Raw genomic sequence first — 14,463 nt, 5'->3', positions numbered from 1 at the left:
AGAAAATAAAATAACAGTCCAGAATGGACAAAAAATATCGATCCTTCGGACGGAATGCCGACGCCTTGGGGGGCGACCCTTGCAAAAATGCGAAAATGGACTAATCTTGTTAGTAAATTCGTTTCGAGACTAACGATCATGTCACAGCCCGCTTTCGATTCGCATTCCGCCCCGCGGCAGGCCTCGGTCGCGCGGATGTCGGCGGCCGGCCTGCGTGCGTTCTTCAACATCGCGCGCGACTGGGAGCTGACGATCGACGAACAGATCGTGCTACTCGGGTCGCCCGGCCGCTCGACGTTCTTCAAGTGGAAGGCCGCGCCTGAATCGGCCCGCCTGCCGCGCGATACGCTCGAGCGGCTATCGCTGCTGCTCGGCATCTACAAGGCGCTGCAGATCCTGCTGCCGCAGCCGGCCGCGGCCGACACCTGGGTCAAGCGGCCCAACGACGCCGCACCGTTCGGCGGCAAGCGCGCGCTCGACCGCATGCTCGCCGGCAACGTCGGCGACCTGGTTGCCGTCCGTCAATATCTCGACGCGATGCGGGGTGGCTGGGCGTGACGATGCCGATTGAAGAAGTACAACACTGGCCCACGACCGTCGTCGACTGGGCACCTGCCTATCGCGTGATTCCCACCCGTTTTCCGGCCATCAACCTGTTCGACCGCGTGGCGGCCGCCGAGGATTTCGACGCGCTCTATGCGCTGGAATCGCTGACCAACGACCGGATCCGCAACGAAGTCGGCACGCTCGACCTCGTGCCGCCGGCCGAGCGTCGCTACGGCCCGGGTTGGGGGCCGATCATGGCCGCGTTCACGCACCTGAATCCGCAGGGCAGCCGCTTTTCCGACGGCAGCTACGGCGTGTTCTACTGCGGACGGTCGCGCGATACGGCGATCGCCGAGACGCGCTATCACAGCGGGCTGTTCCTGGCCGCGACGAAGGAGGCGCCGATGCGCCAGCAGATGCGGCTGTACACGGTGTACGCGCAGGGCGACGTCGCCGACGTGCGCACGTGGCCGCAGCGCAGCCCGGGGCTGCTCGATCCGCTCGACTACAGAGCCGGGCAGGCGCTCGGCCGCGCGGTGCGCAATGCGGGCGGCGCGGGGATCGTCTATCCGTCGGTGCGCGACCCGCGCGGCGAGTGTCTCGCGGCGTTCCGCACGACGTTGCTGCGCGACTGCCATCACGCGGCGTATCTCGAATACAACTGGAACGGTTCCGCGATCGATGCGGTGTTCGAACTGAACCAGGTCGGCTAGCCAGCGCGTCGGGCATGCCATGAACGCTGCCGGCCCCAAGCCCCGTCATTGGCGTGATCAGGCTTTAAGGCAGCGGCAGGTCGCCCGCATGACGTGCGCGCGCGTCGGCCTGGGTGAGCGACCACGTCTCGCCCGTGCGCGGCTCGACGATCGTCAGGCGTCCGGACGGTGCGAACGCGCCGGTGTCGATGAACCATTGCGCGCCGATGCGCTGCGGCGCGCGCACGGGCGTGTGGCCGGTGCAGGTCAGCGACAGGCCGGCCTGCCGGGCCGGGTCGGCGAGCCCCTGCACGAGGTCGCGCCCCCAGATCAGCCGCTCGCGCACGTCCGGCGAATAGCTGCCCGTGTCGAGTTCGGCATCCGAACCGAAGAATTCCGCATGCAGCACGTTGAAGCGCGCGGGGCCGTCGCCGATCACGCGCACGAGCGGTAGCGCGTCGACGCGTGCCGCATGCGCGTGCAGCCGTTCCGGCGGAAGATCGGCGCCCCAGTCGCCGCCGATTCCGCGCCACGCGTCGGGCGACAGCTTGCCGCGCGACACGAGGCTCAGCACTTCTTCGTGATTGCCGCGCACCACGTGGCACCACGGGCGGTCCAGCAGCTCGAGCGCGGTTTCGGACGCGGGGCCGCGATCGACGAGATCGCCGACCGAGAACAGCCGGTCGCGAGCCGGGGCGAAGCCGATGTCGTGCAGCAGCGCGCGCAGCACATCCACGCAACCGTGCAGATCGCCGACGACGAAGTCGCGGCCGGCCGCATTCGCGGGATGATGGCAGAGGACGGGAGTCATCCCGATATCTTAGGCGCTCACGCCCATCGCGACGTCATGCAGGAATCGCGATAATCGGGGCGGTACCGCCCGGCACGGCGCAGCGGGCCGTTCGCACGCCGGCTGAACCCTTTCCATCCGCTTTCGGAATCGTACGATGACGCTGTATCCGCAGGTGTTACGCAATCGGCCGCGCATGGTCGCGGCCTTCGCCGCCGGCGTGCTGTGCGCGGTGCTGCTGCCGTGGCAGTTGAGGCCGACCGCGCGCGCGCTGATCGGCTGGGATTGCACGATCTGGCTGTATCTCGTGCTGATGTGGGTGCGCATGGTCACCGCGCATCATCACCAGGTGCGCGAGATCGCGATCCGCGAGGACGAGAGCGCGACGACCGTGCTGACGGTCATCTGCATCGCGACGGTCGCGAGCGTCGCCGCGATCGCGATCGAACTCGCGACCGCGAAGAACGTGGGCTTTCGCGCCGGGCTCGGCCATTACGCGGTCACGGGCGCGACGCTGTTCGGCGCATGGTTCCTGATTCCGACGATCTTCACGTTGCACTATGCGCGGCTCTATTACGGCTCGCCGAGCGGCGATCGCGCGCTGCGGTTCCCCGACCGCAACCCCGAGCCCGATTACTGGGATTTCCTGTATTTCGCGTTTACGCTCGCGGTCGCGTCGCAGACGGCCGACGTGTCGCTCGCGAACCGTTCCGCTCGGCGCGCGGTGCTCGCGCAGTCCATCCTGTCGTTCTACTTCAACATGGCCGTGCTCGGGCTGTCGATCAACGTCGCGGCAGGGTTGTTGAGCTGACGCGGGTGACTCGAGCCGTTCGTAAGGACTGCCACGCTCGAGCGTGAGGCGGTCGGCGGCGCGCGCGTGGATCGCTTCGAGAAAGCGCGCGATTGCCGTGTGCGTGCCGCCTCGCGCCGTTGCTCGTTGTCACGCGCCGCGCCGCACCGCGATCCACGCGCCCCAGAACAGGCTCGAGAAAAAGCGCAGCGGCGCATCGAAGCCCGCATCGTGCAGCAACGCGAACACGGCTTCCTCGGCAGCCGGCGGATCGGCGCCCTGCAGGATTTTCGCCAGCTGCGCACGCACAGCGTCGGGCGTCGCGCCCTTCATCCGCCAGCGCTGTTGCCACGCGTCGAGCAGGCGAGGGTGGTCCGCATAGCGGCGATAGTTGCCCGCGATCACGAGCGGTGCGCCGGGCTTCAGGCGGCGCGCGATCGCGTCCAGCAGCGCGACCTTCGCCGCGTCGCCGGGAACGTGATGCAGCACGCCGATCAGCGTCGCGCCGTCGAAGGCCGGCGCATCGGGCAGCGCATCGACGCCGGCCTCGACGAATTGCGTGCGTGCGGCAAAACCCGCCGCTTCGACGTTGGCACGCGCGAGCGCGAGCATCGGCGCGGACGGATCGACGGCCGTGAACTGCCAGCCGGGTTCCAGGGCCGCGGGTACGCAGATTTCCTGCCCGGTGCCGCCCGCTCCCACGACGAGGAGCCGCGCCTGCGGCACACCGATCGCCGACGCCAGCATGCACGCGGCCAGCTCGTGGCACGCGTCGTAGCCGGCGAGTGCGATGCGGGATTGTTCGGCATATTCGTGCGCGCGTGCCGGATCGAACTTCGCGGCGCTGGCGGGGAGCGACATGGCGGATTCCTCGGGTTCGGGCGCGGACGGGGTGCCCACGCGCATCGCACGGAGCGTAAGCGCGGGTCGGCCGCGCAACAAGGCGAGCGGCCGTTCCGGTATGCGGACTACCCGACTCGGCGCGCCACATGCGCAACCATTGACGGGGTCGATTCGCATTAAAAAATGTGAGGAGTCGATGCATCGCGGCCGTGAAACCGGCGCATACTTTTCTTCCCCCCTGCCTGGCCGTCGCATGCCGGGCCCCGATGCGCCGCGTCGACCGCGCGGCCATGCCGCTCGGCACGCACGAGGAGCGCATGATGTCAGATTGTCCGCACGATCCGTATGCGCAGCACTACATTCACTGCCTGCCGTCCGGCGCGCAGCCCTGCGGCGCGCTCGGCACGTCGCCGCGCACGCATTTCCGCGTATGGGCACCGGGCAGCACGCATGTTCAGCTCGAACTCGATACCGGTATGGGCCCGACGCTCGTCCCGATGACGGCGGCCGGTCCGCACTGGTTCGAGGCGTTCGTCGAATGCGGTGCGGGCGCGCGTTACCGTTATCGGCTCGACGACGTCACGTCGATTCCGGATCCCGCATCGCGTTCGCAACCCGACGGGCTCAACGGCCCGAGCGAGGTCGTCGATCCGCGCGCATTCACGTGGCGCAACACGTTCTGGCGCGGACGTCCGTGGGAGGGCATTGCGCTGTACGCGATTCGTCCGCACGCGGTCGGCGGCTTCGAGGGCGTGCGCCGCCGGTTGCCTCAGCTTGCCCGTCTCGGCGTGACCGCGCTGGAGGTGCTCGCGTCGCCGCACGACAGCCTGCCATTCGCGCCGCTCGCGGCGGAGGGCGGCCCCGACGCACTGAAGGCGCTGATCGACGATGCGCACGGCTACGGTCTCGCGGTGCTGCTGGAGCTCGATTACGCGCGCTTCGGCAGCGGCACCGACGCGCTGCGTCATTACGCGGCACCATTCTTTCATACGCGCGACGATCCGCTGCAGGTGCCGCCGCTCGCGCTCGACCATCCGGAGGTTTGCGACTTCTTCTGCGACAACGCGCTGTACTGGATCGACGAATACCGTTGCGACGGCTTGCGGCTGCGCGAGGCCGACCGGATCGGCACGTCGTGGCTGCGGGAGATCGCCGATCGCGTGCGCGCGGCCGTGCCGGCCGACCGAATGATCCACCTCGTGCTCGGCAGCGAGCGTCATCCGGTGCATCTGGCCGATACGCATTTCGATGCGCAGTTGAACGGTTGCGGAGAACGTGCGCTGCATCGGCTGACGGGGCGCGACGTGTCGGTGCACGAAGGGATTTCGCCGAACCAGTCGATCCACACGCTTGCTCGCGCGCTGACCGCGGCAGGCGCGGCATTCCAGCCGGCCACGGCGGGCGACGGTCCAGGCGCCGAAGGGTTGTCGCTCACGTCGCTGGTGCTGTCCGACGGCGCATGGCGCGAAAGCGAGCATGGTGACCACGAGCAAACTCCCGACCTCGCGGCGCTTGCGCTATCGCTGCTCACGCCGCAGATCCCGCTGATCTTCGACGAAACCGCGCGCGATGTCGATCGTGCGCATTTCGTGCAGTCGGCGCTCGCGGTGCGCGCGAAGCTGATTGCGCCGCGGCTGTCCGATTGCCGGCCGCAGGACGCGCATGCGCTGAAGGCGAGCGGTGACGGGGACGCCGATGCGCTGCTTGCATCATGGCGGCTCGCCGATGACGAGACGCTGACCATCGCATTGAACCTGTCGCCCGACGCGGTGCCGTTCGATGCGCCGAGCGGGCAGGTCGTGTTCGAGACGCCGGCACGCGCACGCGACCGGGTCGATGAAGGGGAGTTGCCGCCGTATTCGCTCGTCGCGTGGCTGACGGGCGACGTCAACCGGTACGCGCTGACGCACGACGTGCGCCGGATCGACGGCAGCGCACGGCACGCAATGCGTCCCGTTCCGGGCGCATGATGCCTGCGGCCGGCCGGATGCTGGCGCACCCGGCCGCACTTACCAGAAGCTGCGAATGCCCGCGACGCCGTACGCGCCGTGGCGGCGCGCTTCGTCGAGATGCGCGCGTGTCATGCCGCCGAGCGCATAGACCGGCATCGCGGCCTGCACGGCCAACGCGGCGAATCGCGTCCAGCCGAGCGTCGGCGCGCCGGGATGGCTGAGTGTCGGCAATACGGGCGACAGCGTGACGAAATCCACGCCCGCGCGCGCGGCCAGCACGAGATCGTCGGCCGCGTGGCATGCGGCCGACATGAGGCGCGCGGCCGGCAGCGGCCGTTGCGCGACCGCGCGCAGCGCGGCGCCGTCGAGGTGCCAGCCCGCGCCGTCGAGCTGCATCACGCCCGCCACATCGATCGGCCCGTTGAGCATCAGTTGCGCGCCGGCCGCTGCGCAGCGCGCGAGCGCATCGGCGGCCAGCCGCGCGAACGCGTCTGCATCGAACGACTTCACGCGCAACTGCACGAGCGTCCCGCCGCGCGCCAGCACGGCCGACAGCCTGTCGAGGAATGCGTGGCAATCGGCGGCCGACGCGGACGCCGGCTCCGGCGTGATCACGTAGCAGCGCGGCAACGTCGGACTCATCGCGCGCGGCGAGCGGCGGCCGTCATTCGTCCGCCTCCTTCGCGATCTTCGGGTAGACGCGCACCAGCACGATGCGCGGCCCGTTCATCTTCTTCACGACGACGTCGAAGCGATCGAACGACACGCGCTGCCCTTCGGTCGGCAAATCGTTGAGCGCCTGGATCACGAGGCCGCCGACCGATTCCGCGCGCCCTTCGTCGATGTCGATGCCGAGCGCCTGCTCGAGCGACACGACGGGCAGGCTACCCTTGCCCATCAGCGTGCCGTCGTCGAGGCGGCTCCAGTCCGCATCGCCCTGGCGGAACTCGTCGTGGATCTGGCCGACCAGCGCGCCGAGCAGGTTGTCGAGCGTCAGGAAGCCGATCGGCTTCTCGCCCTTGTTGCCGACCAGCGCGAAGTGCGGCGCGCCCTTGCGGAAGCGGCGGAACAGGTCGAGTGCCGGCGTGTCGGGCTTCACGTACTGCACAGGGCGCACGTAGTCGGACAGGTCCTCGAGCGCAGCCCCGGCATGACGCGCGAGCAGCAGGTCCTTCAGGTGGATCAGCCCGCTCACCTCTTCGCGCGACGCATCCTCGAACAGCGGATAGCGGCTGAAGCGATGCCGCGCGACGATCTCCATGTTGTCGGGCAGCGGCAGGTCGCGGCGCAGGCCGATCATTTCATGGGCCGGCCGCATCAGGTCCGATACCGTCATCGACGAGAAATCGAGCGAATGCGCGAGCGTGTTCCACTCGTCGTTGGAGTACGTGCCGCGGGCCGGCTGAGCCGCGTTGCCCGCGCTGCGGCGGCTGCGCAGGATCAGCTTCAGCTCGTCGGTCGAGTAGTGCGCATCGCCGCCGTGGTCGGCCGACAGCCCCGCGAGCTTCAGCACCGCATTCGCGCTGCTGTTGAGCACCCAGATCGCCGGATACATCGCCCAGTAGAACGCGTAGAGCGGCAGCGCGACCCACAGGCCGACCTTTTCCGACTGGCGGATCGCCATCGATTTCGGGGCGAGCTCGCCAACCACGATGTGCAGGAACGAGATCAGCGAAAACGCGAACACGAGCGAGATCAGGTGGACGATGCGTTCGGACTGCACGCCGATCAGGTCGAGCAGCGGGCCGATCAGTTCCGCGAACGCCGGCTCGCCGACCCAGCCGAGGCCGAGCGACGCGAGCGTGATGCCGAGCTGGCAGGCGGACAGATAGGCGTCGAGCCGGCCGTGCACGATGGCGAGGATGCGCCCGCGCAGGCCGTGCTTGCGGGCAAGTGTCTTGACGCGCGTCGCGCGCAGTTTGACGAGGCCGAATTCGGCTGCGACGAAAAACCCGTTCAGGGCCACCAGGAACAACGCGCCGATGAGCGCGAAGATCTGTAACAAAGAATCGCTCCAGTCATGAAAGGCCCATCAGTATAGGGCCTGAAAGTGAAGTGTAATGAGTCGGGCTGCCGATCGCTTACACCTGCGCCTCGCAGGGGACGCAGAGCGAGAGGGTGGCGGCGGAGTTGTCGGCGAACGGGGTGTGGGTGAAGGTGCCGCCGTGCGCGAGGGCGACACGCTGGCACAGCGCGAGCGTCCCGGCGACGCGCTTCGCGTCGCGCGCGCGCAGCATCTCGTGGCGGGCGAACGGTTCGAATGCGTGCGGCAGCGCGGGATCGGCGAGGGCGTCGGCGTTCACGTCGCAGGTGACGTGCGCGACGCACAGCGCGCCGTCGCGCGTGCATGTGAGGGTCACGCGACTACCGGCGGCGCTGGCTTCGACGGCCGTCGTCAGCATCGTCCAGAACGCCTGCGCGATGCGTTCGCGATCGGCGGTCAGCGACGGTTCGCCGTCGGGCAGCGTCGCGTCGATGGTCACCCGCCGCGCGTCGGCGAGCGCGAAGCGCACCAGCGCAAGCGTGTCGTCGAGCAGCGGGCGCAGCGCGAACGGCTGCACGGCGATCGCGAGTGTGCGCGTTGCGGCGCGCGGCGCGTCGAGCACGTCGTCGATCAGCGCGACCTGCTGGTCGATCCCTGCGCGGATGCCAGCGAGCGCGCGTTGCAGGTTCGGGTCGGCACCGGCGAGCTGGCGCTCGAGCACGTACGCCCAGCTGTGCATCGCGTTCAGCGGGCTGCGCAGGTCGTGCGATGCGGTGGACAGCGCCTGGTCGCGCAGGAACAGCGCCGCCTCGGCGGCATAGTGCGCTGCGCGTTCGCGCAGGAGGTCGGCGGCGGGATCGACGGAATTGGACGTCACGGAGCTGGCCTGTCGGAAGCGGTTGGCATGAAAAACACGCGAACCGCCATTATAGGGATCGCGCGTGTCACGCCGGCAGCGCGTCCTCGTCCTTTTTCCGGGCGTCGCCGTTCGGCAGCAGCTGGCAGGCGAGCAGGCCGGCCAGCATGAGCGCGCAGCCGACCAGCGCGCGCAGCGTCAGCGTCTCGCCGAGCGCGGCCCAGCCCGCGATGGCCGCGAACACGCCTTCCATGCTGAAGATCACGGCCGCGTGCGCGGGCGCCGCATCGCGCTGCGCGACGACCTGAAGCGTATAGCCGACGCCGACCGACAGCAGCCCGCCGTACAGCAGCGTCGGCAGCGCGCTGCGCAGCATCGCGACGCTGACCGGCTCGATCACGAGGCCGGCCGCGAGGCACAGCGCGCCGCACGCGACGAACTGCAGGAACGCGAGCACGAGCGGATCGTGCCGCTTTGCGAAATGGCCGACGGCCATCACGTGCGCGGCGATGATCACGGCGCCCGCGAGCTGGAACCAGTCGCCGTAGAGCACCGAGAAATGCTCGTCGATGCTGAGGAAGTACAGGCCGATCGCCGCGAGCAGCGCGCCGAACCACGTGCCGGCGCCGATCCGGTGGCGCGCGAACACGCCCATCAGCGGCACGATCACGACGTACAGCGAGCTGATGAAGCCCGCGTTCGCGACCCGTGTGTACTGCAGGCCGAACTGCTGCAGCGAGATCGATACGGCGAGCAGCCCGCCGAGCGCGAGGCCCGGCGCGAGCAGCGCCGGCTCGCGCCGAATCGCCGCGAGCTGTGCGCGCGAGCCCGCGTTGAACGTCAGCAGCGGGATCAACACCAGTGCGCCGAGCAGGAAGCGCAGCCCCGTAAACAGAAACGGCCCGATCACGTCGAGGCTCAGTCGTTGCGCGACGAACGCCGAGCCCCAGATCGCGGCGGCGGCGAGCATCAGCAGGTTGGCACGGAGGTGCTTGCGGGCTTCGGGCTTCATCGGAATTCTTCGGAAGATTGCGAACGGCGGAACCGACCAGTTTACGCCGAGATTGCAAGACTGTCGGAAAACCTTCGGAGTGCGGCCGCCGCGCGGGCGTCGCGCACCCGCGAATACAGCACGACCTGCGAGTGCGGCAGCGGTGGCAAGCCGAATTTCGCGCCGACGTCGACCAGCGTGCGCGGCGCGACGCGACGCGCCAGCGGACAGACCGCGAGCCCGGCTGCGGCCGCCGCCGTGACCGCTGCGACGCCGCCGCCCGTAAAGCGCTCGCGCCACGGCCGTCCGGCATGCTCGAGTGCGCGCAGCGCGGCGGCCCGCACGCCGCAGGGCCCGGCCAGCACCGCGAGCGGCAGCGGCTCGCCGGCGCGCGGCGCCCAGTCGGGCGCGGCGAGCCACGCGAGCGGTTCGGTAAACAGCAGCGTGCCGTCGTCGCGCGGAGGATCCTCGCCTGGTTCGTGCCGCACGATCGCCGCGTCGAGCCGCCTTTCGTCGTATTGCACGATCAGGCTCGCCGACGTGCCCAGGTGCATTTCCAGCGACAGCCCGGGATCCTGCCGGTGCAGGCTCGTCAGCACGGCCGGCAGGTCGGGCACCGCAACGTGTTCGCTGACGCCGAGCGACAGGCGGTGCGTGCCGGCCGAAATCGCGCCGAGCGCCTGATCGTGCGCGTCGAGCAGCGCACGGGCGGCGGGCAGGAAGTTCTCGCCGTCAGCGGCCAGCTTGACGACGCGCGGCGTGCGCGCGAGCAGCGGCTTGCCGAGGTGCGTTTCGAGCCGTTTCAGCTTCAGGCTGACGGCCGATTGCGTGGTGCCGAGCGCGTCGGCGGCGCGCGTGAAGCTCGCGAGATCGGCGACCAGCACGAACGCGCGCACCGCATCGAGGTCGAGGACTTTCATTTCAAACGTAAATGGATGAAATATTGATTGATGACTGTTAATTATAGTCAGGCGCACCTAACCTGACGTTTCCATTTTTCAACGTCACCGAAAGGAGCAGGATCATGCCGTTCACCCGTATCGCAATGCGCGAAGGCAAACCGGCCGCCTACCGTGCGGCGCTCGTCGACGGCGTGCATCGCGCGCTGATGCACACATTCAACGTGCCCGAGGACGACATCTTCATGGTCGTGACCGAGCATTCGGCCGAGAACTTTGTGTTCGGCCGCCACTACCTCGACATCGAACGCAGCGACGATCTCGTGATGATCCAGATCACGGCGAACAACACGCGCACGCTCGAGCAGAAGCAGGCGCTGTACCGGACCATCGCCGAAAACCTCGCGCAGCAGCCCGGCGTGCGGCCGCAGGACGTATTCATCGGTCTCGTCGAAGTGCTGAAGGAGGACTGGTCGTTCGGCAACGGCATCGCGCAATACGTCGTCTGATACGTCGTTTGATGCGCGACAGGCGCGACAGGGCCAGGTCGTCTCCCGCGCGATTTTGCGGCGTGTACTATGGAAGCTGCTTTACGGGCGACGCCGGCGCGGACGATGCGCCGGCGATTCTTCATGTGCAGGAGCCTCCATGTCGCGTGTGCTGGAAATCGTGTTGTGCCTGTCGCTGGAAGGTTGGCCGGTCAAGACGGGAAGCCGGGCCCGTGGCGAGCAGCGCGACTTCGGTGCCGAACTCGTCCGTGCTTGGCGGATCTGCCCGCAGGTGCGGATGCGGCGCGGCCAGGAGCGCGTGACGATCGAGCCGTGCCAGGTCGAGGAAGCCGAGACGAACCCCGGCGAGTGCTGGTGGACGTGGATCGAGTCGAACGCGCAGGGGCGGCGGGTCGTCGCGTCGCGCACGAAGGCATTCGCGCCCGGTGTCGTGGCGCGTGAGTTGTTCGATGCCGAGCATGCGGGCATCGTCGTGGCCACGCCGGCGTCGGTGCCGATCGCCGATTCGGAATCCGCGGAGGCCACGGGCGACGGCGACCGCGTGACGGCCGGCGCCGTCGACGAAGCGGCGGTTGCCGCATCGTCGGCGCCGGCACCGCCGCGGCTCGTCAGCGAGCGGCGGCGCGGGCGCTGGGCGGACGACAGCGGCGTGGTGGTCGAGATGACGCTCGACGACATCACCCTGCACGGCGGCACCGAGCCGCCGCGCCGCCATGTCGAGCTGCGCCTCGCGGCACCCGACTGGGAAACCGCCGCCGCACGCATGGCCGCGCTGCGCGCGCTGTTTGCCGCCGCGCGCGAGCTCAGCGGCGCATGGCCCGCGTTCGTGCAGCTGACCAGCGTGATCGATCGCGCGTGCGCGGGCGAGCCTGCCGTCGCCGGGCCGGTCAAGGCGCAACTCGTCGACCTGACCGGCATCCGCACGCAGCGGGCAGCGCTGTTCGCGCTGTCGGGTGACATCGCCGCGCAATGGCTCGGCAACGAGGGCGGCGTGCTCGACCGCGACGATCCCGAATTCGTGCACCAGATGCGCGTCGCGCTGCGGCGGCTGCGTACGCTGATGCGCTTCTTCCCGCGTTTCGCGGACGATCAATGGCAGAACACGTTCGGCGTCGACTTGAGCTGGCTTGCGGCGTTGCTCGGCACGGTGCGCGACTGGGACGTGTTCTCGACCGAGAGCCTGCCCGCGCTGATCGCGGCCGACGGCGGCAGCGCGGACTGGGACGGCACGCTCGACGCCGCGCGCGTACAGGCGATGGCCGCGCGCGTCGAACTGCGCCAGGCGCTGCATTCGGCGCGCTATGCGCGACTGACGCTCGGGTGGCTCGAGTGGCTGAGCGGGCTTGCGCTACCGCCGACCGATGCCGACGACGATGCACCGTCGCTGCGGCGTCACGCAACCAAGCGCGTGCGGCGGCTGTTCGGTCACCTGTATGCATCGCCGTCGCTCACGTCGCTCGACACGGCCGCGCGGCACCAGGTGCGGATCGACACGAAGCGGCTGCGCTACGCGCTCGAATTCTTCGCGTCGCTGGCATCGCGCCGCACGCGCAACGAAACGGTCAAGACGCTCGCGCGCGTGCAGAGCGTGCTTGGCGAGGCGAACGACACGATCGTCGCGCTGCATCATCTCGAGCAACTGGCGGCGCCCGCTTACCAGCTGGGTTTCGTGCGCGGCTACGGCGCCGCACTCGAGCAACGCGCGGCGAGGGACGCCGAGACGCTGCTCGCGAGCCTGCGCCCGCCGAAGCTGGATGGCAAGCCGCGTTGAGCGGCGCGCGCTCACTATAATGGCCCCCCGTTTTCTTGAGACAGACCGATGAGCGACGCGTCGCCTCCTTCCTCTTCTGCCGGACCGCTCGAGCTGGGCGGCGAACTGTGGCTGCGCGCGGGCGAGCAGACGCTCGGCGGCGCCACCCGCATCGCGCTGCTCGCCGCGATCGGCGACACCGGGTCGATCACGCGCGCGGCGAAGGCCGTCGGCCTCAGCTACAAGGCCGCGTGGGATGCGATCGATACGATGAACAACCTGGCCGGCGAGCCGCTCGTGACGCGCTCGACGGGCGGCAAGGGCGGCGGCGGCACGACGCTGACGCCGCGCGCAACGTCGCTGATCGCCGCGTTCCGCACGATCGAGCGCGAGCATCGCCGCTTCATCGACGCCGCGAGCGCGGCGGTGTCCGGTTTCGACGTCGACTGGGCACTGATCGGCCGGATCGGGATGAAGACGAGCGCGCGCAACCAGTTGTTCGGCAAGGTCGAGTCGATCGTGCGCGGCACGGTGAACGACGAGGTGACGCTCGTGCTGCCCGGCGGGCAGGTGATCGTCGCGGTGCTGACGCACGAAAGCGCCGATGCGCTCGGCCTGCGGCCGGGCGCGGATGCGTGCGCGCTCGTGAAGGCGTCGTGGGTCGTGCTGGCCGTCGACGACGAAGGCGGAGCCGAAGCGTCGCTGAAGGTATCCGCACGCAACCAGTTGCACGGGACGGTCGGAACCGTCGCGGCGGGCGCGGTGAACAGCGAGGTGACGCTGGCGCTCGACGGCGGCGGGACGCTCACGGCCGTGGTCACGAACGACAGCGTCGGGGCGTTGCAACTCGACGCCGGCCGGCGTGCGATCGCGCTGTTCAAGGCATCGAGCGTGATTCTCGCGGTGACGGGCTGATCGCGCGCGGCGGCGGTGTGGGCCGTTTCCGGCGATGACCGTGGGCGGGCGAGGCGAAACCGGCGCCGCCCAACGTACGCGAGGCGCCGGCTTCGATCCCGTTTTCAGCTTGTGCCGCCAGTGCGGCTTCTCTCAGGTCAAACGTGGCCGCTTGGGCCACCGCCTTCGCGCGATCAGGTGACGCGCGTCGGCCACTCGGCGTGCGGCGTGGCGGCCTGCACGCGTCCTTCGCTCAATTGCACGACCTGGTCGCCGAATGCGGCGACGTCGTCGGGGTCGTGCGTGATGAGCACCATCGGGATATCGAGCCGCGCCTGCAGTTCGGCGAGCTCGTGGCGCATGCGCTGGCGCATCGCGCCGTCGAGTGCCGCGAACGGTTCGTCGAGCAGCAGGATGCGCGGCTGCGCGACCAGTGCGCGGGCAAGCGCGACACGCTGCTTCTGTCCGCCCGACAGCTGCGACGGGAATTGCCCGGCGAGCGTGTCGAGTTCGAACGCATGCAGCCAGTATGCGACTTCGGGCGGCACGGTCTTCGCACGCGGATTGCGCAGGCCCGACGTGAGCCCGAACGCGATGTTCTGGCGCACGTTCAGGTGCGGAAACAGCGCATAGTCCTGGAACAGGTAGGCGACGCGGCGCGCACGGGTCGGCACGTCGATGCCGCGCGCGGAATCGAACAGCGGTTCGCCATTCAGCGCGATCGTGCCTTCGTCGGGCGACAGCAGGCCGGCGATCGCCTGCAGCGTCATGCTCTTGCCTGCGCCGGACGGCCCGAACAGCACCACGCGCTGCGTGGCGGCCGTGAACGACACGTCGAGCGTGAAGCGGCGCTCCGCATTCATGTAGGTCTTGCGGATGTCGACGGCGACGCTCATGCCGGTCTCCGTCGTGCCGCGCCGCGCGTGCGGGAAGCCGATCGCGCGACGGCAAGGCGTTTTGCCGCGAC

Annotated in this window: 15 protein-coding genes; 7 read left to right on the top strand and 8 right to left on the bottom strand. The window is 69.2% G+C overall.

All coding sequences use genetic code 11. The features are described from left to right. Positions 1 to 138 precede the first annotated feature (138 nt). Both WS66_RS09435 and WS66_RS09430 read left to right on the top strand, forming a co-directional pair. Positions 139 to 558: an MbcA/ParS/Xre antitoxin family protein gene (locus WS66_RS09435; RefSeq protein WP_059601665.1), complete on the top strand. Its 420-nt coding sequence runs from the start codon at positions 139 to 141 to the stop codon at positions 556 to 558. Between the two features lie 2 nt (positions 559 to 560). Further along, positions 561 to 1,259 (top strand): RES family NAD+ phosphorylase, encoded by a 699-nt coding sequence (locus tag WS66_RS09430; protein ID WP_059601667.1) that lies wholly within the window; start codon positions 561 to 563, stop codon positions 1,257 to 1,259. 64 nt (positions 1,260 to 1,323) lie between these two features. Here WS66_RS09430 and WS66_RS09425 read toward each other — a convergent pair whose 3' ends face one another. After that, on the bottom strand, positions 1,324 to 2,049 hold the full coding sequence (locus tag WS66_RS09425; RefSeq protein ID WP_059601669.1) for a metallophosphoesterase: 726 nt from the start codon (positions 2,047 to 2,049) through the stop codon (positions 1,324 to 1,326). A 136-nt stretch (positions 2,050 to 2,185) separates the two neighbouring features. Between WS66_RS09425 and WS66_RS09420 the strand changes: the two genes are divergently transcribed. Beyond that, entirely contained in the window at positions 2,186 to 2,839 is a 654-nt protein-coding gene (locus tag WS66_RS09420; protein WP_059601672.1) for a DUF1345 domain-containing protein, read from the top strand. Positions 2,840 to 2,968: 129 nt separating this feature from the next. On the opposite strand, the gene WS66_RS09415 is transcribed toward WS66_RS09420, so the two are convergent. Further along, positions 2,969 to 3,679 carry a class I SAM-dependent methyltransferase gene (locus WS66_RS09415; RefSeq protein ID WP_059601674.1) on the bottom strand — a complete coding sequence of 237 codons (711 nt, stop codon included), beginning with the start codon at positions 3,677 to 3,679 and terminating at the stop codon, positions 2,969 to 2,971. Positions 3,680 to 3,981: 302 nt separating this feature from the next. On the opposite strand from WS66_RS09415, the gene WS66_RS09410 reads away from it, so the two are divergent. After that, a complete protein-coding gene (locus tag WS66_RS09410) occupies positions 3,982 to 5,631 on the top strand; it encodes a DUF3459 domain-containing protein (RefSeq protein WP_059601854.1) in 1,650 nt (549 codons plus the stop codon). A gap of 39 nt (positions 5,632 to 5,670) precedes the next feature. Here the strand turns inward: WS66_RS09410 and WS66_RS09405 are convergent, their stop codons facing one another. From WS66_RS09405 to WS66_RS09385, 5 genes are all read right to left on the bottom strand, one after another. Then, positions 5,671 to 6,255 carry a thiamine phosphate synthase gene (locus tag WS66_RS09405; RefSeq protein WP_059601676.1) on the bottom strand — a complete coding sequence of 195 codons (585 nt, stop codon included), beginning with the start codon at positions 6,253 to 6,255 and terminating at the stop codon, positions 5,671 to 5,673. A 22-nt stretch (positions 6,256 to 6,277) separates the two neighbouring features. Beyond that, positions 6,278 to 7,618, bottom strand: coding sequence for a hemolysin family protein (locus WS66_RS09400; protein WP_059601678.1), 1,341 nt, complete (start codon positions 7,616 to 7,618; stop codon positions 6,278 to 6,280). A gap of 76 nt (positions 7,619 to 7,694) precedes the next feature. Next, positions 7,695 to 8,474 carry a sensor histidine kinase gene (locus WS66_RS09395; RefSeq protein ID WP_059601680.1) on the bottom strand — a complete coding sequence of 260 codons (780 nt, stop codon included), beginning with the start codon at positions 8,472 to 8,474 and terminating at the stop codon, positions 7,695 to 7,697. A gap of 67 nt (positions 8,475 to 8,541) precedes the next feature. Continuing rightward, on the bottom strand, positions 8,542 to 9,465 hold the full coding sequence (locus WS66_RS09390) for a DMT family transporter (RefSeq protein ID WP_059601682.1): 924 nt from the start codon (positions 9,463 to 9,465) through the stop codon (positions 8,542 to 8,544). 41 nt (positions 9,466 to 9,506) lie between these two features. Next, the gene (locus WS66_RS09385) at positions 9,507 to 10,364 is read right to left on the bottom strand and encodes a LysR family transcriptional regulator (protein ID WP_059601684.1); all 858 of its coding nucleotides are present in this window, start codon (positions 10,362 to 10,364) and stop codon (positions 9,507 to 9,509) included. 104 nt (positions 10,365 to 10,468) lie between these two features. Here WS66_RS09385 and WS66_RS09380 point away from each other — a divergent pair, with 104 nt between their 5' ends. The 3 genes from WS66_RS09380 to WS66_RS09370 all read left to right on the top strand — a co-directional run bounded on the left by WS66_RS09380 (position 10,469) and on the right by WS66_RS09370 (position 13,517). After that, a complete protein-coding gene (locus WS66_RS09380; RefSeq protein WP_059601687.1) occupies positions 10,469 to 10,852 on the top strand; it encodes a tautomerase family protein in 384 nt (127 codons plus the stop codon). A gap of 139 nt (positions 10,853 to 10,991) precedes the next feature. Next, positions 10,992 to 12,623 (top strand): CHAD domain-containing protein, encoded by a 1,632-nt coding sequence (locus WS66_RS09375; RefSeq protein ID WP_059601689.1) that lies wholly within the window; start codon positions 10,992 to 10,994, stop codon positions 12,621 to 12,623. A gap of 48 nt (positions 12,624 to 12,671) precedes the next feature. Beyond that, positions 12,672 to 13,517, top strand: a complete 846-nt coding sequence (locus tag WS66_RS09370) for a TOBE domain-containing protein (protein WP_059601691.1) — start codon at positions 12,672 to 12,674, stop codon at positions 13,515 to 13,517. A 173-nt stretch (positions 13,518 to 13,690) separates the two neighbouring features. Here the strand turns inward: WS66_RS09370 and WS66_RS09365 are convergent, their stop codons facing one another. After that, the gene (locus WS66_RS09365) at positions 13,691 to 14,392 is read right to left on the bottom strand and encodes a sulfate/molybdate ABC transporter ATP-binding protein (protein ID WP_059601693.1); all 702 of its coding nucleotides are present in this window, start codon (positions 14,390 to 14,392) and stop codon (positions 13,691 to 13,693) included. Positions 14,393 to 14,463: the final 71 nt, after the last annotated feature.

It is taken from the genome of Burkholderia sp. LA-2-3-30-S1-D2 (genome assembly GCF_001523915.2).
Classification (GTDB): domain Bacteria; phylum Pseudomonadota; class Gammaproteobacteria; order Burkholderiales; family Burkholderiaceae; genus Burkholderia; species Burkholderia diffusa.
The sequence above is the reverse complement of the archived record's forward strand: the minus strand, read 5'-3'. Positions and strand labels throughout refer to the sequence as shown.

Coding starts and splice junctions, on each gene's coding strand:
- WS66_RS09435 (WP_059601665.1), top strand. CDS start 139: ATGTCACAGCCCGCTTTCGATTCGCATTCCGCCCCGCGGCAGGCCTCG.
- WS66_RS09430 (WP_059601667.1), top strand. CDS start 561: ATGCCGATTGAAGAAGTACAACACTGGCCCACGACCGTCGTCGACTGG.
- WS66_RS09425 (WP_059601669.1), bottom strand. CDS start 2,049: ATGACTCCCGTCCTCTGCCATCATCCCGCGAATGCGGCCGGCCGCGAC.
- WS66_RS09420 (WP_059601672.1), top strand. CDS start 2,186: ATGACGCTGTATCCGCAGGTGTTACGCAATCGGCCGCGCATGGTCGCG.
- WS66_RS09415 (WP_059601674.1), bottom strand. CDS start 3,679: ATGTCGCTCCCCGCCAGCGCCGCGAAGTTCGATCCGGCACGCGCGCAC.
- WS66_RS09410 (WP_059601854.1), top strand. CDS start 3,982: ATGTCAGATTGTCCGCACGATCCGTATGCGCAGCACTACATTCACTGC.
- WS66_RS09405 (WP_059601676.1), bottom strand. CDS start 6,255: ATGAGTCCGACGTTGCCGCGCTGCTACGTGATCACGCCGGAGCCGGCG.
- WS66_RS09390 (WP_059601682.1), bottom strand. CDS start 9,465: ATGAAGCCCGAAGCCCGCAAGCACCTCCGTGCCAACCTGCTGATGCTC.
- WS66_RS09385 (WP_059601684.1), bottom strand. CDS start 10,364: ATGAAAGTCCTCGACCTCGATGCGGTGCGCGCGTTCGTGCTGGTCGCC.
- WS66_RS09380 (WP_059601687.1), top strand. CDS start 10,469: ATGCCGTTCACCCGTATCGCAATGCGCGAAGGCAAACCGGCCGCCTAC.
- WS66_RS09375 (WP_059601689.1), top strand. CDS start 10,992: ATGTCGCGTGTGCTGGAAATCGTGTTGTGCCTGTCGCTGGAAGGTTGG.
- WS66_RS09370 (WP_059601691.1), top strand. CDS start 12,672: ATGAGCGACGCGTCGCCTCCTTCCTCTTCTGCCGGACCGCTCGAGCTG.
- WS66_RS09365 (WP_059601693.1), bottom strand. CDS start 14,392: ATGAGCGTCGCCGTCGACATCCGCAAGACCTACATGAATGCGGAGCGC.